The 21,711-nt window shown below is 31.7% G+C and carries 20 protein-coding genes; 5 read left to right on the forward strand and 15 right to left on the reverse strand.

Annotated elements, in window-relative coordinates; genetic code table 11:
* The first annotated feature begins 35 nt into the window (after positions 1-35).
* On the forward strand, positions 36-743 hold the full coding sequence (locus OZP08_RS01000) for a class I SAM-dependent methyltransferase (RefSeq protein ID WP_268847907.1): 708 nt from the start codon (positions 36-38) through the stop codon (positions 741-743).
* A 29-nt stretch (positions 744-772) separates the two neighbouring features.
* Complete coding sequence (locus OZP08_RS01005; protein WP_268847908.1) at positions 773-1,315, forward strand: YfiT family bacillithiol transferase; 543 nt, start codon at positions 773-775, stop codon at positions 1,313-1,315.
* Between the two features lie 93 nt (positions 1,316-1,408).
* On the opposite strand, the gene OZP08_RS01010 is transcribed toward OZP08_RS01005, so the two are convergent.
* The 8 genes from OZP08_RS01010 to OZP08_RS01045 all read right to left on the reverse strand — a co-directional run bounded on the left by OZP08_RS01010 (position 1,409) and on the right by OZP08_RS01045 (position 8,724).
* Positions 1,409-1,801, reverse strand: a complete 393-nt coding sequence (locus OZP08_RS01010) for an energy transducer TonB (RefSeq protein WP_281322770.1) — start codon at positions 1,799-1,801, stop codon at positions 1,409-1,411.
* A gap of 293 nt (positions 1,802-2,094) precedes the next feature.
* Entirely contained in the window at positions 2,095-2,727 is a 633-nt protein-coding gene (locus OZP08_RS01015; protein ID WP_268847911.1) for a 7-carboxy-7-deazaguanine synthase QueE, read from the reverse strand.
* A gap of 233 nt (positions 2,728-2,960) precedes the next feature.
* Positions 2,961-4,634 (reverse strand): tetratricopeptide repeat protein, encoded by a 1,674-nt coding sequence (locus OZP08_RS01020; protein WP_281322771.1) that lies wholly within the window; start codon positions 4,632-4,634, stop codon positions 2,961-2,963.
* A 15-nt stretch (positions 4,635-4,649) separates the two neighbouring features.
* Complete coding sequence (locus OZP08_RS01025; RefSeq protein ID WP_281322772.1) at positions 4,650-5,573, reverse strand: PstS family phosphate ABC transporter substrate-binding protein; 924 nt, start codon at positions 5,571-5,573, stop codon at positions 4,650-4,652.
* Positions 5,574-5,806: 233 nt separating this feature from the next.
* A complete protein-coding gene (locus OZP08_RS01030; RefSeq protein WP_268847913.1) occupies positions 5,807-6,607 on the reverse strand; it encodes an energy transducer TonB in 801 nt (266 codons plus the stop codon).
* Positions 6,608-6,647: 40 nt separating this feature from the next.
* On the reverse strand, positions 6,648-7,214 hold the full coding sequence (locus OZP08_RS01035) for an ExbD/TolR family protein (protein WP_281322773.1): 567 nt from the start codon (positions 7,212-7,214) through the stop codon (positions 6,648-6,650).
* Between the two features lie 19 nt (positions 7,215-7,233).
* Positions 7,234-7,857 (reverse strand): ExbD/TolR family protein, encoded by a 624-nt coding sequence (locus OZP08_RS01040; protein WP_281322774.1) that lies wholly within the window; start codon positions 7,855-7,857, stop codon positions 7,234-7,236.
* A 42-nt stretch (positions 7,858-7,899) separates the two neighbouring features.
* Entirely contained in the window at positions 7,900-8,724 is an 825-nt protein-coding gene (locus tag OZP08_RS01045; protein WP_268847915.1) for a MotA/TolQ/ExbB proton channel family protein, read from the reverse strand.
* A gap of 368 nt (positions 8,725-9,092) precedes the next feature.
* On the opposite strand from OZP08_RS01045, the gene OZP08_RS01050 reads away from it, so the two are divergent.
* The 3 genes from OZP08_RS01050 (at position 9,093) to OZP08_RS01060 (ending at position 12,091) form a co-directional block, all read left to right on the forward strand.
* The gene (locus OZP08_RS01050; RefSeq protein WP_281322775.1) at positions 9,093-10,601 is read left to right on the forward strand and encodes a helicase HerA-like domain-containing protein; all 1,509 of its coding nucleotides are present in this window, start codon (positions 9,093-9,095) and stop codon (positions 10,599-10,601) included.
* Positions 10,602-10,709: 108 nt separating this feature from the next.
* On the forward strand, positions 10,710-11,168 hold the full coding sequence (locus OZP08_RS01055; RefSeq protein WP_268847916.1) for a YybH family protein: 459 nt from the start codon (positions 10,710-10,712) through the stop codon (positions 11,166-11,168).
* 275 nt (positions 11,169-11,443) lie between these two features.
* Positions 11,444-12,091, forward strand: a complete 648-nt coding sequence (locus tag OZP08_RS01060; RefSeq protein ID WP_268847917.1) for a flavin reductase family protein — start codon at positions 11,444-11,446, stop codon at positions 12,089-12,091.
* Between the two features lie 37 nt (positions 12,092-12,128).
* On the opposite strand, the gene kynU is transcribed toward OZP08_RS01060, so the two are convergent.
* The 7 genes from kynU to OZP08_RS01095 all read right to left on the reverse strand — a co-directional run bounded on the left by kynU (position 12,129) and on the right by OZP08_RS01095 (position 21,472).
* Positions 12,129-13,406 (reverse strand): kynureninase, encoded by a 1,278-nt coding sequence (gene kynU / locus OZP08_RS01065; RefSeq protein ID WP_281322776.1) that lies wholly within the window; start codon positions 13,404-13,406, stop codon positions 12,129-12,131.
* Between the two features lie 439 nt (positions 13,407-13,845).
* On the reverse strand, positions 13,846-14,895 hold the full coding sequence (gene queA / locus OZP08_RS01070; protein ID WP_268847919.1) for a tRNA preQ1(34) S-adenosylmethionine ribosyltransferase-isomerase QueA: 1,050 nt from the start codon (positions 14,893-14,895) through the stop codon (positions 13,846-13,848).
* A gap of 179 nt (positions 14,896-15,074) precedes the next feature.
* A complete protein-coding gene (aroA, locus tag OZP08_RS01075; protein WP_268847920.1) occupies positions 15,075-16,310 on the reverse strand; it encodes a 3-phosphoshikimate 1-carboxyvinyltransferase in 1,236 nt (411 codons plus the stop codon).
* Between the two features lie 79 nt (positions 16,311-16,389).
* Positions 16,390-16,716 (reverse strand): nucleotide pyrophosphohydrolase, encoded by a 327-nt coding sequence (locus tag OZP08_RS01080; RefSeq protein WP_268847921.1) that lies wholly within the window; start codon positions 16,714-16,716, stop codon positions 16,390-16,392.
* A gap of 215 nt (positions 16,717-16,931) precedes the next feature.
* Complete coding sequence (locus OZP08_RS01085) at positions 16,932-18,440, reverse strand: ATP-binding protein (RefSeq protein WP_281322777.1); 1,509 nt, start codon at positions 18,438-18,440, stop codon at positions 16,932-16,934.
* A 189-nt stretch (positions 18,441-18,629) separates the two neighbouring features.
* Positions 18,630-19,019 (reverse strand): DUF7793 family protein, encoded by a 390-nt coding sequence (locus OZP08_RS01090; RefSeq protein WP_281322778.1) that lies wholly within the window; start codon positions 19,017-19,019, stop codon positions 18,630-18,632.
* Positions 19,020-19,054: 35 nt separating this feature from the next.
* Entirely contained in the window at positions 19,055-21,472 is a 2,418-nt protein-coding gene (locus tag OZP08_RS01095; protein ID WP_281322779.1) for an aminotransferase class I/II-fold pyridoxal phosphate-dependent enzyme, read from the reverse strand.
* Positions 21,473-21,711: the final 239 nt, after the last annotated feature.

Below are 21,711 nucleotides of genomic sequence, written 5' to 3' on the forward strand. Positions count from 1 at the left end.
TTTAAACTCGGAATTTTAAACTTGAAACTAATTTTATGAAAGATCTTTTCGGAAAAGCCATACTCGATTATCAAACAAATAACAATCCTGAAGATATAATAACCGAAACCTCCATTTCTGAAGAAGACGAAATGAGCGTAGCTTATCTCTTTAGGAGTTATGATGAAATGCCTAAAATTGAACAAAAAGCATTACAACTCGCTAAAGGTAAAGTACTAGATGTAGGTTGTGGGGCAGGAAGTCATAGCCTGACATTACAAAATGACAGAAATCTTGATGTAACTTCTATTGATATTTCCGAAAATGCGATACAAGCCTGCACTCTTCGAGGTCTAAAAAAAGTGAAAGTTCAGAATGTAATGACATTAGAAGATGAAAAATTTGACACTATTATAATACTAATGAATGGTCCTGGAATATGCGGAAAACTCAAAAACATCTCAGCATTTCTTTTGAAACTAAAATCTTTGCTGAATCCAGGTGGACAAATATTAATGGATAGTTCCGATATTATTTATATGTTTGACGAAGATGAAGATGGAGGAAAATGGATTCCATCGGAAAATGAATATTATGGAGAAACCATCTTCAATATAACTTACAAAGGAGAAAAAGAAGCTCCTCTTGATTGGTTGTTTCTTGATTATAACACTTTACAAAATGCAGCTTTCGCCAATGGCTTACAATGCGAATTGATTCTGGAAGGGGAGCATTACGATTATTTAGCTAAACTTTCGATTTAAAATCAAAAAACCAACATAAAAAAATCAAAATGGAAGATTCAGTATTAGAAAAATTGCGTTATCCCATTGGGAAATTTAAGGCTCCAGAAGTATATTCAACTGATTATATTAATGCTGCCATTGCCGAAATTGCTTCTTTCCCAGAAAGACTAAAAAAAGAAGTTATTAATTTGACAGAGGAAGAATTAGACACTCCCTATCGACCAGGAGGTTGGACTGTTAGACAGGTAATACATCATTGTGGTGACAGCCATATGAATTGCTACATTCGATTGAAATGGGCTTTGACTGAAGAAATACCAATAATAAAATATTACTATGAAGATCGTTGGTCCCAATTAGATGACAATTTAACCATGCCTATCCAACCCTCATTATTATTATTAGAAGGTCTCCATTATAGATTAGCCTACTTAATGCTAAGATTAAATCCTATCGATTTGAAAAAATCGTTTATACATCCCGAGCACAATACAGAAATACAAATCCAAGAACTAATTGGTCTTTATGCTTGGCACTGCAATCATCATTTGGCTCATATAACAGTGTTAAAAAAACAAAAAGGGTGGTAATTAGTACTGTTTTTTAACAAAAAAAGCTAAATGTTATATAACATTTAGCTTTTTTTGTTAAAAAACAGTACTTTAAAATGAAATGTTTTAAGATCATCCCGTTATTCTTAGCGGAATTTTAATCATTACTCTAACTATTTTCCCACTATTGCGCCCTGGCATCCAGCGAGGTGACAAAGAAACAACTCTTTTTACTTCTTTGCCTACACCTCCTCCAAGATCTTCCGTTATTTCAGCATTACTTACCTCTCCATTAGCTTCAATAATAAAACTAACTTTAAGCACTCCTGACCCCCCTTCATAATCACTTAAATTCAAATTTTTACCGACAAAAGTTTTAAATTCAATAATACCGCCAGGAAACTGAGGCTTTTCATCTACCTCTTCATAATTGTAAGGTGCATCATCTACATAAGTACTTGTAACTTGTGCCGAAGCAAAATGTACAGAGAAAATGGTGAATGCAAAAAGTAAAATTTTCTTCATTTATTATTATTTTAAAAATTCAATAAACCCCATTAATTGACCTAAAGGCAAAAGGATTTTTGTAAATATATTCAAAAAAACGAAGAACAAAATGATAAACACAAATATATCAATAAAAATTTATCCAATATTCAGCTAATTTTTATTAAATCACTAACAAATAAGTTGTTAACCAAAAACCCTAAAGGTCAGATAAATAAGATAATTATCAAGATTCTTAAACTTGACAATTATCTTATTTACAAAATATCAAAAATCTTTTCAATTTAGATAAAACACTTATCTGAAAAAACTTAAGGAATGTTCAAATATTTATGAGTTTGCAATGAAACTCTCCATTTTGGGTTATTCATCACATAATCAACAATAAGTGGAGTCATTTCTTCTTTTTTACTCCATTCTGGTTGGAGAAAAAGTATAGCATTTTGATTTACTTTTTCCGCTTGTTCTTCTGCAAAGATAAAATCATGCTTGTTATAAATAATCACTTTTAACTCATCTGCACTGTCATAAACAGTTTGAGTTGGTAATTTATTTTTTTTAGGAGAAAGACATATCCAATCCCAAGTACCACTAAGCGGATATGCACCTGAAGTTTCAATATGAACTTTTAGATTTCTATCTTTTAATCTTTGCGTTAGAGGATCCATATCCCACATTAAAGGCTCACCTCCTGTAATAACTATTGTATCAGCATATTTGGCTGCATTGTTAACAATCAAATCTATATTTGTAGGTGGATGCAATTCTGCATTCCAACTTTCCTTTACATCACACCAATGACAACCTACATCGCAACCACCTATTCTAATAAAGTAAGCAGCAGTTCCTGTATGAAAACCTTCTCCTTGAATCGTATAAAACTCCTCCATTAACGGAAGCATGGTTCCTTTGTTTACTTCTAATTGAACTTCTTTTGATAACATTATTATAATTTAGGGTACAAAGATAAGCAATTACAAAATGAGTAAAAAACAAAACAAAGGATTCTAAAGTAATGGAAAACAATCTAATATTCATAATAACTCTATACTGAGCCAAAGCATTGGATAATGAATTCCCAGTACACATTAAAATTTAGAATTAATTTTAAATAAAAGACATAAAAAAAACCGATAATCCTGAAAGAGATTATCGGTTTTCCAATTTTTAAATTAAATTATTTCAAAGACTTTAATGATTCCAATGCATATTGATTAGTTGGATCAATTGCTAATGTTTTATTGAAATATTCTTTTGCTTTTACTTTATCAGTATTAGCATAACTAGCCGCTGAAGTATTATAACTTTCAATTAATTTTTTAATTACAGCAGGTTTTGCCAATTCCTCAGGTCCTTTAGCAGTTACTACATTAACATATTCATCATAATACTTAATAGTTAATGCATCATTTTCAAGTAAACTGTTTGTTCTTGCTCTGTAAATATAAGCATCTTGAGTTTTAGGAGAAGCTTCAATTACAGTTGCAAAAGCTAAATCTGCTCTTTGCAAAGCTGCCACATCTGGCTTAATAACATCTTTTCTAGTATTGTCAAAATACAAACTATTTCCTAAATAGAAATTGTCTAAAACATAACTTTTTGATTCTTTATTTGAAACTGCAATTTCATAGATAGCTGCAGCTTGTTTGTATAATTTTTGCTCATACAATTTTTTACCAAACTCACTAAAACCATTAGATAAATTAACAGGATCCATATCATTTGCTTTTTTTACATCTGAAAGACCTTTCTCAAAAAGAGCACTATCAGTCAATACACCTTCTGCACTGATTGATTTTTTCATTTTTGAAAAACCTAAATTTAAATAATCAACTGCAATAACTCTATTAGTTGGATTTGAAATAAAATTCTCCAATGAACTAATAGCTACATCATAATTACCGTTTTGATATGCAGAAAGTCCTAAATAACGAAGAATTCTAGGATTCACTTTATCAAGCTCTACCATTTTATTGGCTTCAATTTCTAAAGCTTTGTACTCACCTGCTAAAATTAAGAAATCAGCATGTCTCATTCTTGAATTAAGAGAATAATCAGTTAGAGACAAATATTTTTCATAATTTGTAAGTGCTTTATCTATATAAGCTCTGTATTTTGCAGGCTCATTTCTTCCCCATAGGTAATACGTTTCAGCAAATTCGCGGTATACCGGTCCATAATTAGGATTGATAGCTACTACTTCATCAAATGCTTTAATCGCCTCAGTATAAGCTTTTGCACCTTTAAGTAATACCCCTAATTGCATTTTTGCTCTAATCAATGTATTATCATTTGCATAAGCAATACGATAAGCAGAATAAGCTTCATTTTGATTCTTATCACCAAAATATGCATTTCCAAGTGCTAAATTTACTTGTGCATCAAGAGGATTAATCAATTTTGCTTTATTTAGAACCTCTATAGCTTTTTTATAATTTGGCTTCAAAGAATAAGTATAGGCACGCCCAATAAATAAATATTCTTCTATATCTTTTTTCTTAAGATCTTTTGTAGCCAATGCAAAGTTTTGTTCAGCTGCTGCTTCATCTCCTTTATCAAGATCGATAAGACCAAAACCAATATTATTCAATCTTGCTCCTTCACTTCCAGCCAATCCTTTTTGATAATAAATTTTAGCAGAGTCAATACTATTTTGAATCATATAAACATTTCCTAAATAGAAAGCTGCTGTTCCGTTTGAAGGTTTAGCATTTATTATAGATTTTAAAATAGATTTTGCTTTTTCAAACTGCTCTGCATCAATTGCACTTTTAGCTTGATTAATATCTTGCGCACGACTTACTGAAACAGTAGCCAATAACGCAATACTTAAAACTTTAATTTTATTCATCTTTATTTAATTAATTTATTTTTTTCCTCCATTTGCTTGACCCCGAATTATGTTCAATTTCCTTGTTGGAATTTGAGCAGGCAATAAACCCGATTTCAAAACTATCCTTTGTCCAATATCCCCAGCTACAAAAGAAGCAAAACCCATGCCTAAACCAGAATATCCTTGACAATTTACTACATATAAATCACGTACTAGAGGATATGTCCCTTCTGCAAGATTATTTTGAGTAGGCCCATAAAACCCTTTTCCGTTTAAACCTTGAATGCTTAACACATTTGTCTTTTTTATAATCTCACTCATGGATGCATTCGGCTGAGACAACCAATTAACGCCTACAATTCCAATCATTCCATCATTTTCAGATACAAATTTTATAACTTCATTGTTGGTTTTAAAAGAAAAAATATCATTCTCCGGTAACTTACTAATTCCGACCAAATTATTCATATAATTAACCGTACTTGAATTAGGGTTATCAAACACCAATCCTTTTATCGATGAATTACGTTCTCCCTTCATAAACCCTATAACATCCTTTAAAGCTATGAGCGTGTCCTTGCTGTTTTTATTAGAAACAAATGCGATAGCATCAGTCGCAAATTTAGTTATTTTGGGAAATATTTTCCTTTGTTCGAAAATATTTAACTCTTTTTTAGTTAAATCTCTTGACAAAACAGCAATTTTAACCTTTTTATCAAACAAAGAATTCAAAACCTCAGATTCTGATTTTGAAATTAAATTAATCTTAGCATCATATTTACTTTCAAAAACCATTATTTCATCTTCAACTATTGGTGTAATGGTCTCATCAGCAAAAATAGTTGTTGTCCCTTTTAATATTGTTTCATCATTTGTTTTCGCATCATCCTTTTGCTTACAATTCACAAACAAAAAACAAATCGAAAAGAGAAATAAATATTTTACTTTGAATAACATAAATTATTCTTTATTAGAATTAATAAATCTAAAAAACCTGATAATAGAGTAGCTTATTAAAACAACCCCTAGAGCAATTCTGTAATTCATTTTGATATCAAACGGAAACTTGTCCCAAAATATTACCATTACTCCTAAAAAAAAGTAACTTAAAAAAACCAAAATGTTTATAATAAGAAGAAATCGCTCAATAAGCGATTTCTTCTTCATATTATTATATATATTTTTAAACATTACTCTGCAGATTGAATAGTAATAGGTAGAGAATATAAAACTCTCACTTTTTTACCATTTTGTTCTCCAGGTAGCCATTTAGGACATTTGTTCAAAACTCTAATAGCTTCTTTTCCAGTTCCGTAACCAATATCTCTAATAACTTTGATATCTGTTAACGATCCATCTTTTTCAACTACGAAAGTAACATATACTTTTCCTTTAAGACCTTCTTCCTCTGGTGCTTGATAGTTTTTACCAACGAAAGCATAAAACTTTTCAATTCCTCCAGGGAATTCAGGTTTTTGTTCGATACCTGCCAACGAGTGAACACTTGTATCTTCTTCAACAACCTCTGCTACAGGACCATTTCCAACTGGTTCAACAGATAATTCAGCATTTGGGTCACCTTTGATAGTTTCCGCTCCAACTTTTTTATCTTTAATATCTTCAATTTTTGGTGGCTCCTCAGTAACTTCTTCTGCCTTAGCAACAACTGGTTTCACAAATTTAACTTGATCAACTTTAGGAGGTGGCGGTGGCGGTGGTGGAAGCTCTTTTACATCTTCAACTTTCTTCTTCGGTGGCAACTTAACTGCTGTAATTTTTATATCATTATTTACATCATCTTCACTAGAATCTGGTAAATAACTCAAAATTAGCGGAGCACTGATAGCCAAAGCGAAAAGAAAACTACCAATCATAAGCGCCCTCATAGAAGTCTTACGATTCGTTTTTCTTAATTCGTAAGCACCATACAGTTTATTACGACCTTCGAAAACGATATCAATCCATTGATTTTTTATTAAATCTAATTTCATTTTTTATAATTATTAGGTTATTAAGAAAAAATAGATCGCTCTATTTTTTTCCTTCTAACAATTTTTGTTCTTCAGGAGAAAATTCATTTACGATAGCATAAGTACCTACTCCAACAATTGCCATTTCATCCAAGATATCAACTAAGTTACGATAAGTTGATTTTTTGCTTGGCTTAATGATTACAATCATTCCATCATTTGGTTTTCCTTTAGCTGTAGAATAATCTTTCACTATTTTACCTCTAGAAATCAATTCTTTACGAATTCCTTCTTTACCATAAGTAAAATCTTTAGGAGTTCCTCCAACAACTGGAGTAGCTAAAATCCCAACATATCTTACTAATTTACCATTTTCTCCAAGTAAAATCGTCATTGTACGATTCTCATCAACTTTTACGTCATTTTTAGGAGCATCATCTTTTTCCTTATCTGGCAACGTCAAATCCATGGATTGAGGTTTAGACAACGTAGTGGTAAGCATAAAGAATGTGATTAGCAAGAAAGCCAAATCCACCATGGCAGTTAAATCTACCTTTGAGTTTTGTTTTTTACTTCTTACTTTACCACCTTTTCCGCCTCCACCGTCGCCGGTATTTAATTCAGCCATTTTAGTGTGTCTTTTTTAATTAAAAATTCTTTCCTCTTAAACCAGTAACCAAATTAAAGCTATTGATTTTTTGATCTTGCAAAATATCCATTACTTGTTTGATTGCCGGATATTGCTCTTTCGCATCTCCTTTAATTGCAAATTGCAATTCTTTATCATTAACCTCAATATTTGCAATACGAGCATTGTAAATCCATTCTTTCAACTGGTTATCTAAAGAATCTTTAGGCACTCCAGTTTGACCTGCTTTGTTTCTATCTGACGCTTTCATATCCAAAATTTGTTTTAAATTTTGAATTGGAACACCAAAACTTTCCATTAAGGCAAATTTTTCTTTATCTTGATCAGAAAACGGTACACTATATTTTTGTCCCATTAACTCGAGTGTTCTTTTACGAACTTCTCTTCCTTTTAAATCAAAAAACACAGCTGTCTTTCCATTTACTTTACCAATTGTCAAAGTTGACAAATCAGATGAAGGTAATTTTGTTTGCACAGTAGACTGTGGAGTATCAACTGGTAATACTTCAGGTGTTTTAGCAGTGGCAGTCAAAATAAAGAACGTTAGCAAAAGAAACGCAACATCGCACATCGCCGTCATATCCGTTGATGTGGATTTTTTTTTCATTTTTATTTTAGCCATTATATATGTCTATTATTTTGATAAAATTTTATCAAAAATTAATTATTGTTTTAAACTACCTCTGAAATGTCTGTAAGTATTTACAATTGTAGTTCCAGCTTCGTCGATAGAGAATGTTAAATCATCAATTTTAGAAGTAAAGAAATTGTAAGCAACAATTGCAGAAATAGAAGTAGAGATACCTGTAGCCGTATTAATCAAAGCCTCAGAAATACCAACTGCAAGAGCAGCTTGATCTGGAGTTCCAGCAGTAGCCAAAGCACCAAACGCCTTAATCATCCCTGATACAGTTCCTAATAATCCTCCAAGTGTTCCTAAAGAAACCAAAGAAGAAATAATAGTCATATTTTTCTCTAACATTGGCATTTCAAGAGATGTAACCTCTTCAATTTCTTTATGTATAGTTTCAGAAGCTTCTTCACTGTTGAATCCTTCTTTTTTAACGTCTTGATATTTGATTAACGCAGATTTAATTGCATTTGCAACAGAACCTTGTTGTTTATCACATGTAACAATTGCTCCTTCAATATCACCAGATTTGATACTAGTTTGAACTGCTTTCATAAATTTATCTAAATTTCCTTTTCCAGCAGCTTTAGCGATAACGATAAATCTTTCAATAGAGAAAACAACAACCATTAATAACATACCTAATAATACAGGTACTATAAATCCTCCTTTATAAACTTGTCCTAATGTATTCAATGGATGACCTTTTTCAATATCTCCTCCTTCAAAATTCGTAGGATCCCCCATAACTTGAGACCAGATCAACCAACCTACAAATACACATGCTACAATAATAATCCCTGAAACCATTCCTCCTCCGTTTGAAGTGCTTTCTTTTTTAACTTTAACGTTTGCCATTTTTTTTAATTTTAAATATTTATTTTTTTAGTTTTTAATAAACTTGCATAGGAGCAAATTTAAATTTTTAGTTGAAATAAAAAAACTTTTTTTAAAGTAATCTTGTAAATTATTTTATTCTTAACACACAACATCTCTCATAATTAAGAAATTTATATGATAATATTCAATTTATCAGCCTTATCAATAAAAAAAATTAAGAATTTTAAGCCGCATCAATATTTTTATTCAAAAAAACAATTAACATAAAAAACAACATATTTTTATTGCATTCTTAATGAATTAAGAGTATTTTTTACAGTAAATCCTTAATTACCAGATTTTAAAAAAAATCAATAACTTGCAGTTGACTTTAATACACCAATACTATGAGCAAAAAAGATGATTTTATTCAGCACATAAAAGACGGCTATTTATCGAAAGGAGATAGCATTACATTGGGCGGAGCTATACTTGACGGAGAACCACTGGCTGATACCTTTGTAAAAATCCCTCTAAAAACATTAAATAGACATGGACTAATTGCTGGTGCTACCGGAACTGGTAAAACAAAAACGATTCAAGTTCTTTCAGAACAGCTTTCCTCTTTTGGGATTCCTGTTTTAATGATGGATATAAAAGGTGACTTTAGTGGTGTTGCTAAAGAGGGGGAAGAAAAAGATTTTATAAAAGAACGTCATGCTAAATTAAACATCCCCTACTCTCTTTCGAGTTTTCCTGTAGAACTAATGACTCTATCAAAACAAGATGGTGTTCGACTTCGTTCAACGGTCTCAGAATTTGGTCCCGTTTTATTTTCCAGAATATTAGATTTAAACGATACCCAGGCTGGAGTAGTTTCGATTATCTTTAAATATTGTGACGATAATAAAATGCCTTTATTGGATTTAAAAGATATAAAAAAGATAATTAACTACATTACTGACGAGGGTAAAGATGAAATTGAAGAAAGTTATGGTAAAATATCAACTTCGACCACAGGTACTATTTTAAGAAAAATAATCGAGCTTGAACAACAGGGTGCTGATTTGTTTTTTGGTGAACTGTCTTTTGAAATAGATGACCTTATGCGTCTTGATGAAAACGGAAAAGGATACATTAATATTATACGATTAACTGACATCCAAGACAAGCCTAAATTATTCTCGACTTTCATGCTAAGTTTATTAGCTGAAATATACCAGCAAATGCCTGAAAAGGGTGATGCCGATCAGCCCGAATTGGTTATTTTTATAGACGAAGCTCATTTAATATTCAATGAAGCCAGTAAAGCATTATTAGAACAAATAGAAAGCATTGTAAAACTGATTCGTTCAAAAGGGATTGGCATTTATTTTGTAACTCAAAATCCTATGGATATTCCAAGTGGTGTATTGGCGCAACTTGGATTAAAAATACAACATGCCTTAAGAGCTTTTACTGCTAATGACAGACAAGCTATAAAACAATCTGCTGATAACTATCCAACTTCCGAGTATTATAAAACGGATGAAGTATTAACCAGCTTAGGAATTGGCGAAGCATTAGTAACTGCCCTTAGTGAAAAAGGAATTCCAACACCCCTAGTTGCCACTATGATGCGAGCCCCAATGAGTCGAATGGATGTTCTGACCGAAAATGAGATCCAAGAAATCAATTCTAAATCTAAACTAGTAAAAAAATACGAAGAAGTTATCGATCGCGAAAGTGCTTATGAAATGCTCAATAAAAAAATCGAGTCAGCACAAGAGCAAGCTGTCGATACGCAAGAAAAAAAACAAAACAGTAATGAACCTAGTACAGCAAGTGTAGTTACTAAATCCGTTTTGAAAGTTGTAACAAGTGCTACCTTTATAAGAGGTGCCTTTGGAATATTATCTAAAATGTTCAAAAAATAAAAAACACCCCCAGCCTTTTCTTAAAAAAAAGAGAATAACTGGGGATGTTTTTAGAATCTCCACAAGCTGATTCAGCTAATTATTAAATTTTCAAAATATCTCTCTTATATGAAAAACACAATCAAAACAATTCTATTATTCTTTACATTATATATTACATTATATAGTTGCAGTCCAAAAACAGAAACCGCAAACTTGACTTACGTTAAACTACAAATCGTTAAAACCGAAAAAGATTTCGAGAAAACGGTTGCCGAAAAAGGTATAGCTGAAGGTTTTTATCAATTTGCCGACTCTAATGCAGTTATCAAAAGAGAGCGTGACACTTTAATAATAGGTAAAAAGAATATTAAAAATTATTATTTAAATCCGAGGTACCTAAACGCAACCGTAACTTGGTCTCCCGATGCTGTAACTATTTCTGATGGAGGAGACATGGCTTCTACCTATGGCAAATATGCTTGGACATCAAAAGATGTCTCTGGGAAAGAACAAATTTCTAAAGGAGTTTTTCATACTGTATGGAAAAAACAAAAAGATGGTTCTTGGAAATACATTTGGGATTAATACCACTAGTTCTTCTTAATTACCAAGTATAATAGAATTCAAGCACACAAAATCGCAACACTTTACACACCTCTGTTTTGTTTTCAACTTTAAAAACTTAAAATCTATTTACATTATTGGCGAGTAAAATAAAATCTCATCTGTTTTCAGAATTACTCATATCATTCTATCTAATTCAGATCATAAAAGACAGGCATACTTATAGTTACTAAACTTTTTAGTAATTTTAACAAGAATAAGTTTTATTTTAATTATTTTTACTAAAATAAATTAACATGAAACATATTTCAAAAGAAATCATTTCCCAAATGAGGAGGGTTGAAAAATTGAATTTAATTAATTCATGTACCGGATTTAAATCAGCCAATTTAATAGCTACTAAATCTATTGAAGGCGATACCAACATTACTGTTTTTAGTAATGTTACCTATTTAGGGAGCAGTCCATCATTGATAGGATTTGTTGTTCATCCAGCCTCTATTTCTACAGACACTTATAAATATATTATGGAAACCGGTTTTTTTACGGTTAACCATATTACTGTAGATATGATTACTGATGCTCATCATACTTCTATCAATTATAAAACCGAAATCTCTGAATTTGACAAAAGCAATCTAGAAGAAGAATATAAAGACGGTATTAATATTCCCTTTGTAAAAGGAAGTCCCGTACAACTTTATTGCAAATTTGTGAATGAATATACTATCAAAGAAAATAATACTATACATATTATAGCTTCTATTGAGCATGTCTTTTATGATGAAGACCTAGAACACAAAGATGGTTGGCTACAACTAGACAAAGGAAATATTGTCGCGTTGGATGGTGTTGATGGTTATTTTTCACCCAAACTAATAGATCGTTTTCAATATACCAACCAAGATATTCAAATGAAACACATCGACAAAGAAAAGAAATAAAAAACGGGAATAGTTGTAAATGCTATTCCCGTTTTTTTTATTTCTTTAATATTCCTGTTTTTAAAATCTGTCCGAAGTGAAACATATCTTCATATGACGTATACAAAGGAACAGGCGCTAATCTAATTACATTTGGTTCGCGCCAATCTGTAATTACACCATTTTTCATTAAATAATCAAATAAACTGCGTCCTTCTCCGTGAAGAAAAACGGATAATTGACATGCTCTTTCTGATGGATTTGTTGGAGTAATAATTTCAAATGAACCTTGAACTTCTTTGCTTATTTCGTTCAGGATAAACTCTAAATAAGAAGTGATTTTATTTCTCTTTTCAATTAATTGATCCATTCCAATTTCGTCAAACATTTCTACAGAAGCCAAATAAGGTGCTAATGAAAGTATTGGCAAATTACTTACTTGCCAACCTCCTGCTCCTTGAACAGGATCAAAAACGGGTTCCATCTTGAATCGGCGTTCTTTATTATGTCCCCACCAGCCAGCAAATCGAGGCAACTCTTTATTTTGGTGATGCTTTTCATGAACAAAACATCCCGAAGCATTTCCTGGTCCTGAGTTCATATATTTATAACTACACCATGCTGCAAAATCAACATTCCAATCGTGTAATTCTAATTTAATATTTCCGGCAGCGTGAGCCAAATCCCAACCAACATAAGCTCCTTGTTTGTGTCCCGCTTCGGTAATAGTTTTCATATCAAAAACCTGACCTGTGTAATAATTGACACCTCCAATTAAAACTAATGCCAACTCCTCCCCAATTTCTTCAATTTTTGCCAATACATCTTCCAATCGGATGTTATGTTCGCCTTCACGACGCTTGATTTCTACGATAGCATCTTCTGTTTTGTAGCCATGAAAATGTACTTGACTTTGAAACATATATTGATCGGAAGGAAATGCTTTTTCTTCGCAAATGATTTTGTAACGTTTTGCAGTTGGCTTATAAAATGAAACCATTAACAAATGAAGATTCACAGTTAATGTGTTCATTACGGTGATTTCAGATGGCAAAGCACCAACCAATTTACTTAATGGGTTAGCAAAACGTTCCTGATAATCCCACCATGGCTTTTCGGCATAAAAATGTCCCTCAACGGCAAGATTTGCCCAATCATTCATTACTTCATCAACATACTTTTTAGTTCTTTTGGGTTGCAATCCTAAAGAGTTACCTGTAAAATAAATTACCTTTTTGTCATTGACTTTTGGAAATATAAATTCTTCTTGGTATTTATGTAAATGATCTTGTGCATCGAGTTGCTGAGCAAATTCTAATGTGTTTTTGAAATCCATTTTTTCCGTGTTTTAAGGTCGTAAAAATAGAAAAAGAAAATAGAGAAAAAATAATTCTATTAAGAAAAAAGACTAATAAAGAGCATAAAAAGATAATTCCATAAAAATTCAATCTATTTAAACCTGTATTTTGAGTTTAAAGCAATCAGATTCTCGCAAAAAGGAATTGCGTTAGGGGTAGAAATGGAAAGTTTTGACATAAAACCATTTAGTAATACAGCAACGAGGAAGCGACCAACGGAAGCTCCCGCAGTGCTAGTATTACTTTGATTTTGGGTCAAAACTTGTAATGAATGACCCGTAATACGCCCAGATAAAAAAGATTGCAGATTTTAGAATGCAGATTTTAGAATTCCAAACGATGCGTTCTCGCTCAATTTGGTGCAAAAAAAAATCTCGTCATTGCTGACGAGATTTATATTTAGTTTTGAAATGTCTATTAGATAATTAACATTGCATCTCCGTAAGAGTAGAATTTGTATCCTTCTTTGATTGCTTCTTCATATGCTCTCTTCATTAAATCATGTCCGCAGAAAGCAGAAACCATCATTAACAAAGTTGATTTTGGAGTATGGAAGTTGGTAATCATACAAGTTGGAATAGCGAAATCATGAGGAGGAAAAACAAATTTATTCGTCCAACCATCATAAGGATTCAGTGTGTTTTGTGAAGAAACTGAACTCTCTACAGCACGCATAGATGTAGTTCCTACGGTACAGATTCTTTTTTTGGCAGCTTTGGCAGCATTTACAATATCACAAGCTTCTTGAGTGATTTTTAATTCTTCAGAATCCATTTTGTGCTTAGACAAATCTTCAACCTCTACTGGATTGAAAGTTCCTAAACCAACGTGAAGTGTTACTTCAGCAAATTTAACTCCTTTGATTTCTAATCTTTTCAACAAATGCTTAGAAAAGTGCAAACCTGCAGTTGGCGCAGCTACAGCTCCTTCTTCTTTTGCATAAATTGTTTGGTAACGCTCTGCATCTTCTGGAGTTACATCACGACTGATGTATTTAGGAATAGGAGTTTCTCCTAGTTCTGTTAATTTATTTCTGAATTCTTCATAAGATCCATCATAAAGAAAACGTAATGTTCTTCCGCGAGATGTAGTATTATCAATTACCTCAGCTACTAATGAATCATCATCTCCGAAGTATAATTTATTACCAATTCTGATTTTACGTGCTGGGTCTACTAAAACGTCCCAAAGTCTTTGTTCCGCGTTTAACTCTCTAAGTAAAAACACTTCGATTCTTGCTCCTGTTTTTTCTTTATTTCCGTATAAACGGGCTGGAAAAACTTTGGTATTATTCAAGATTAAAACATCACCATCATCAAAATAATCGATAACGTCCTTAAACATTTTGTGCTCTATTGTTTGTTTTTTACGGTCAATAACCATCAAACGAGACTCATCCCTATTTTCTGCTGGGTATTCTGCAAGAAGTTCTTTTGGTAAATTGAAGTTAAAGTGAGATAATTTCATGTTTTAAAATTTAGATTTTAGATTTTAGATTTCAGAACTGTTAATGCTCTAAAAAATAAATCGTTTGCAAATATACGATTGTGAGATAGGCGTTGTCAAGTGTTTGAGGGTTTATTTTTCATTAGATTCCTGATAGCTCTTAAAACTATAACCGACAAACAATGAAACTATTCAAAAACCTACGTAAATGACCACTTTTGTACAACGATAAAACCTAAACTTTTTAAATCATTCCAAAAATCAGGGTATGATTTTGATACTACATCCGCATTATTGATAACGATTGGCACTTTTAATCCTAATGGAGCGAAAGCCATTGCCATTCTATGATCATTATAAGTATCAATTCTTATTTCTTGATTAATATCTTTTGTTGCTATAAGTGTCAAGCTATCATTGGTCACCGAGATATTGGCTCCCAATTTTGTCAATTCAATTCGTAATGCTTCTAGCCTATCCGTTTCTTTTATCTTTAAAGTATGTAAACCCGTAAGATGACAACCAATTCCGAGTCCTAAGCAAGTAACGACAATAGTTTGTGCAATATCCGGAGTATTATTTAATTCTAAATTTAAATCCTTGTATTCAAAATCACTTTGTTTTGTCAAAGTAATTCTATTTCCCTCGAACTGTGATGTTACCCCCATTTGTTTATAAATCTCAACCAAAGCTGAATCTCCTTGTAAACTTGTTTCTTTATAACTTGTTAAAGAAACAGTAGCTGTTTCGGCCAGAGCTACTAAACTATAAAAATAAGATGCAGAACTCCAATCTGATTCTACTGTCATCACTTTAGTTTCTACTTCCTTCTTTGGATGTACTGTGATTACGTTTCCTTCAAAGCTAGTGGCTATGTTAAGATCATTCAACAACGCCAAAGTCATTTTGATATATGGAATAGAAGTTATTTCTCCAACTAAAGTCAGTTCGATACCATTCTCTAATTTTGGAGCTACCAATAACAATGCCGATATATACTGACTACTTACATTAGCAGGAATACTTACTTTGGAAGCAGTAATTTTTTGTCCCTTGATTCGAATTGGAGGGTAACCTTCTTCTTTTTCATAAGTAATCTGTGCCCCTAATTGTTGCAAAGCTTCTACCAATACTTTAATCGGACGTTCCTGCATTCTTGAAGAGCCGGTTAAAACTACTTCACGACCTTCACTTACCGCAAAATAAGCGGTTAGAAAACGCATTGCAGTTCCTGCATGATGAATATCTACAATTTCATCATTTCCTTTCAAGGCTTTTTGCATTACCTCACTATCATCTGAATTTGAAGTATTCTCTAAAATAATATTAGGAAATAACGCTTGAAGCAATAATAATCTATTGGTTTCGCTTTTGGAACCTGTAATTGCAATTTCAGCTTGTAAATTGTATTGGGAAGTCTGTGTCAGTAAATTCATTTAGGATGTATTGATGAGTCTTTTTTACAAATCTATTTTAAAAAAAGGATGTACCCAAGCTTTACGCTCACTTATAACATTATTTTAGTTTATCGTTGTTTTTGTGGCGGTCTTTATCTCGAACGGATTTCAAATCCATCTTTTTGTCAAAAGCAACTTGCAAATCAATCCCTGTTTGGTTTGCCAAACATAATACTACAAAAACAACATCAGCCAGTTCTTCTCCTAGATCTTTGTTTTTATCGCTTTCTTTCTCGGATTGTTCTCCATAACGACGGGCAATGATTCTGGCTACCTCACCAACTTCTTCGGTAAGCTGTGCCATATTTGTTAATTCGTTGAAATATCGAACACCGTGTTCTTTTATCCAAGTATCTACGTCTAGCTGGGCATTTTTTAGGTTCATGGTATATATTTTGTCACAAATATACTAAGACAAAAAGTGTTGTTATATTCTTTTAAGGCTATTTTCTCATTTTGTTTTTCATTTTTTTTGATAATACTCTTTCAAACCATCGTAAAATCAGTGGATAAAATCGCCGAATTTATTTCTTTTGTGATTGAGATTTGGACTTTGTTTCCTTCTGATAAAACATTCCCAATAAATACTAACAAAACATCCTACGTTTTGTCAGTTTGAAGTAACTCTATTATCATTTTATGCAATTCATTGGCTTCAAAAGGTTTGGACATATACTTATCTATTCCAATTGAAGTACATGCTTCAATAACTGGACTAGTTACTACAGCAGTTAATGCTATGATAGGAATATTTTTTTTCGTAACATCTTCCAAACTACGGATAGCTAATGTGGCTTCATACCCATTCATTTCAGGCATCATTAAATCCATTAGGATAATATCGAAACTTTCTTTTATAAGTGCTTCAACGGCTAATTTCCCATTATCAACAATTGTACAATCAAAATTAAATCTTTTTAGTACCGTTCGCACCAAAAGTTGATTGATACGATTGTCTTCTGCTACAAGCACTTTAATTTTTCCATCACTAACCGAAATTACCGATTGATCATTGTTAATAACTGGTTGTGAAACCGATGAATCAGAAGTATATTCTAAAAGAGGAATAGTTGTAGTGAATTTAGAGCCTAAACCAAGTTTACTTTTGACGTATATTTCACCGTTCATGATATTGATAATTTTCTTTGTTACGGCTAACCCTAATCCTGTACCGCCATATTTTCTACCAGTATCATTACTAACCTGGATAAAAGGGTTGAAAATGAAATTAATTTTGTCAGAAGGTATTCCTATCCCTGTATCCTTTACAGATATCTGAATAAAATGATATCCATTTTCTATTTTATCAACTCCTATTTTCAATCCTACCTTTCCCTTTGAATGATTAAATTTAATCGCATTACTAACTAAATTAAATAGTATTTGTGAGATCCTAATTGAATCCCCGATTAAACTTTTGGGAACATTTTTATCGATTGAAATATCAAAATCTATTTCTTTTTCAGTTATTTGAATTGAAAAAGTATTATAGATAAAATGCGTTACTTGCCTTAAATCAAACGGTTTTTCACTGAGTTTAATTTGTCCGGATTCAATTTTTAATAAGTCAAGAATATCATTTATGATAACCAGAAGGATATCTCCTGAGATTTTGATAGAATCTAATTGTTTTTTAGCCTCAGTATCTAAAGAAGTATTTTTCAATAATAGATTTGTAAATCCCAAAATCCCATTAAGAGGTGTGCGAATTTCATGACTCATATTTGACATGAATTCATCTTTCGCTCTTACCAATTGTTTAGAATGCTCCTTTTCTTCGACTAATTTTTTATTGATAATTTCCAACAAATTTCTGGAAACCATTACAGCTTTTAGCTCTTCAATATAGGTATTAAACCCCATGCAAAAAACATCTAATTCGTCTTGTTCCTCAGAAATTGGAAGTTGATGAAAAAAATCACCAGCAAAGCAGTTTGAAATATGATCAATGATAACATCGGTCCTATTCTTTTTGGATTCAATTTTTTTAGATAAAAAAAGTAATTCCCTATAGACATCATCTAAACTATCACCATCCGTGATTTGTTCATGAAATTCATCTCCATTGATTGAACGAACCAGAGCTAATATTTCTTTTAGTTTAGACATCTAATACTTTGTTTTTCTTTTAGCCAATCCAAATTATAGCATCTTTTTTCAGACGTAACCGTTTTGAAAGAAGTTTTTTTACTCAATTAAAAAAATCAACAATAAATTTTATTCTATAAAAAATTTACAATCGCGGCTAAAGCGAATAGTAATTCTTGTTTTATTAACGGTGATTTTATATCTATTGATTTATGCATGTCCATTTTTTTTCTTTAATTCGTTTAGCCAATTAACAGCATCATTTTTATTGGTAAAACCTTTTAAAGGAACAACAGGGTTTTTCAATGTCATAAACGTATTGAGAATAAATTTTGTAATATGGGAATTTAATAAAATTGCACATCCATATAATAGCTCTTGTCCATTTTTTTCGGCATAATCGCGAGCTGATTTATCATACGATTTAATGCCATTAAAATCATAGCACCAATATTGCTTCTTATCATCTGAAATTTGATGTCTTAAATCGATTATTTCTTTGATGTTTTCAAGTGTTCCATCTGTAAATTTTTTAAATTGAGAATATAAAATATCGTTTTCAAACCAAAATTTAATAAAATCATTTTCTAATTCTTCCATAATCATTATTTATATTGATTATACGTATCTTATTGTTATATATTCGAATATGACTCTATTAATTCTAAATTATAAGTTTCATCGACTTTCAAGAAAGCATATACTGGAATTGTTTCAGCTAGATATTTTTGTTTTTCAAAGTCTGCAGTTAACCCTAAATAAGTTTTTCTTTTATTAAGATCGTTTCCTCTTTTTACCATCTGAAACATGGTTTGTTTGTAAATATGATGGGTGTTTATATAATTGTAGTCTAAACCAACAATTAGTGGTGAGTAGTGATCATCTCCAATATATCCAAAAATAACTGCTATCAATTGATCATTCTCTTTCAAACGTATTTCAATGAATTCCCATTCTGCGTATTTGGAGAGAATATGAGGTAATTTTTTAGGGTATGAAAAAAAATTATACGAATAGTTCATGCTTTTAACATTCGAAAACAAATCAAAATAATGAGTTGCTTCCTCACCTGTTATTTTATTTTTAATTCTAACATCAAACTTATCAAGATGTCTAATAGCATATTGTTTAATATTATTTCTCTTCTTACTTGATTTTATCAATGCCAACAAATCTGTAGTTGTTTCCCATTTTGGATTTTTTATAATGTTAGTGTTTGGCATTTTTATTTTAGCATAACCCTCATCCTCTAAAATGGAATTCAAAATATCATCTTTATTGAAATCTCTGAAAATAACGGTCGAAGCTTCGATTTCTTTTTTTGTCTTTGAAACAAATTCAAATAATAAATTAACTGAATTTCTCCATTCAGAATGTTCAGCATTTAAGTAAATAAAATCGCCTTCTGAGAATAGCGACCCCATGGCTAATGTTTTTGAGCACAAATAAAAAGGGTCTGTTTTACGAACTTCTTCTATATTTTTAGATACATTTTCTTGAGATAACATATCATCTTTATAAATAGCTCCAGTAAAAAATGTTGCCAGTACTAATTCCCCTTTTTGGTCTTTAATTATAAGGTAGTGAAAACTCCAATTCTCTTCCAATTTTTCATTGTTAGAAAAAATCTCTTCCATGCATTGCATTCCCGAATGGCTTATATTCCCTCTATCCTTAAACATCTTATCCCAAATTTCCGGATCAATGTCGTGTATTGTAGTATACTCTTTAATAACTAAATTAGTAGCTGTGGCTGTGTAATTATTTATTCTATTTTTTTTGCTTTTTTCAATAGAACAACCAAATTCTTCATAAACTCGTTCAACAGTATCCCCCTCTTCTTCAATCGCTTTCGGGAAATGATACTCCATAGCATCTGCGAATAAGTCAATATCTTCTTTCGTATTATGTCGCGTTAAGGTAAATCGCAATCCTGATTTATCATTAGGGACAACTGGGAAAGTAGCTGTATTGACATAAATACCTTCTTCTAAAATACGATGAACAAAATTTCGGGTTACTTTATTTAAACCTCCACCAATAAAGTAAATTGGTGAATCTGGAGAGGAAATATTGGTCAGATTTTTTTCTACCAATCTTCTATTCATGTAATCCATTAATTCTCTTAATTCTGCTTGATATTTGTAAATATCACTTGATAGATGAATTTTAGCAGAAGCAATTGCCGCACCAACATTTGCAGGTGAAAGCGGGTGAGAATAGCTGAGAGGCCCTCCAAAAATATCTGTTTTTCGATACATTTCAGGGTCAGCAAATATTGCCGTGCCACCAACGCATCCAAAACCTTTAGCAAGCGTCGATATTAAAACAATGCGTTTGTTTACCCCTAACTGATTATAAATATGCCCAGATCCATTTTTACCTTCCCATCCCATTCCATGTGCGTCATCGAAGTATAAATTTAGTTTAGGATATTTATTGAGTAATTTTTTTAGGATGTTCGTATCTGGCAAATCACCATGCATAGAATAAACGCCATCTGCCATGTACCAAATCCGAGTGTACTTATTGTAATTTTCTTGGATCATTTCCTCTAACATTAGATAATCAGAATGGCGAACCATTTTTACTTCTGTACCTTGCAACTTCATGTTTTTACATGGAAATTGAACACTAAAATGAACCTGTTGATCCAGAATAATTAAATCATCTGGTTTAACAATAGTACTTATGACTGAAATATGCGCATTTGAAGTTGAAGTATAGCAGATCACTTTATTACCATCAAATATCTGTGACATTAATTCCTCTAACTCCTGAATGTAAGTGGGACGGATGAATGCTCTAGACATAGATAACTGCGTACCAAATTTCTTTGTCAATCGAATTGAATTGGCTATTAAATCCGGATGCGTTTCTAAACCCATATAGCCACAGGTTCCAAAATTGATGAGTTCTTTTCCTTTGATTGTAAATTTTGTTCCATCAAAGCGTCGTTCTTCGGAATTGATGTGCATGATGCCTTTTTCCTTCGCAGAAGTCCAAACGCTATCAACAACATCCAAGTAATTGTTGTGGTTAATTTTTGCCAAAATTTTAAGTATTAAATTAAAAACATACAATACGTTACTTCATGTAATGTATTTATTTAAACCATAAACTATGAAAAAAAAGAGAATCTATTTTTTACAAACAAATTCTATCAATCTGAAAAACAAGGGATTTACTCAAAAATACAAAATAAAATGTAAGAAACAACGACTATATTGTTTTTTTTAAAAAATTCAACCATGGGAAATCTTCAGTCATTTTTTAAAGTAATGTGCTGAGA

It is taken from the genome of Flavobacterium aestivum, assembly GCF_026870175.2.
Taxonomy (GTDB): Bacteria; Bacteroidota; Bacteroidia; order Flavobacteriales; family Flavobacteriaceae; genus Flavobacterium; species Flavobacterium aestivum.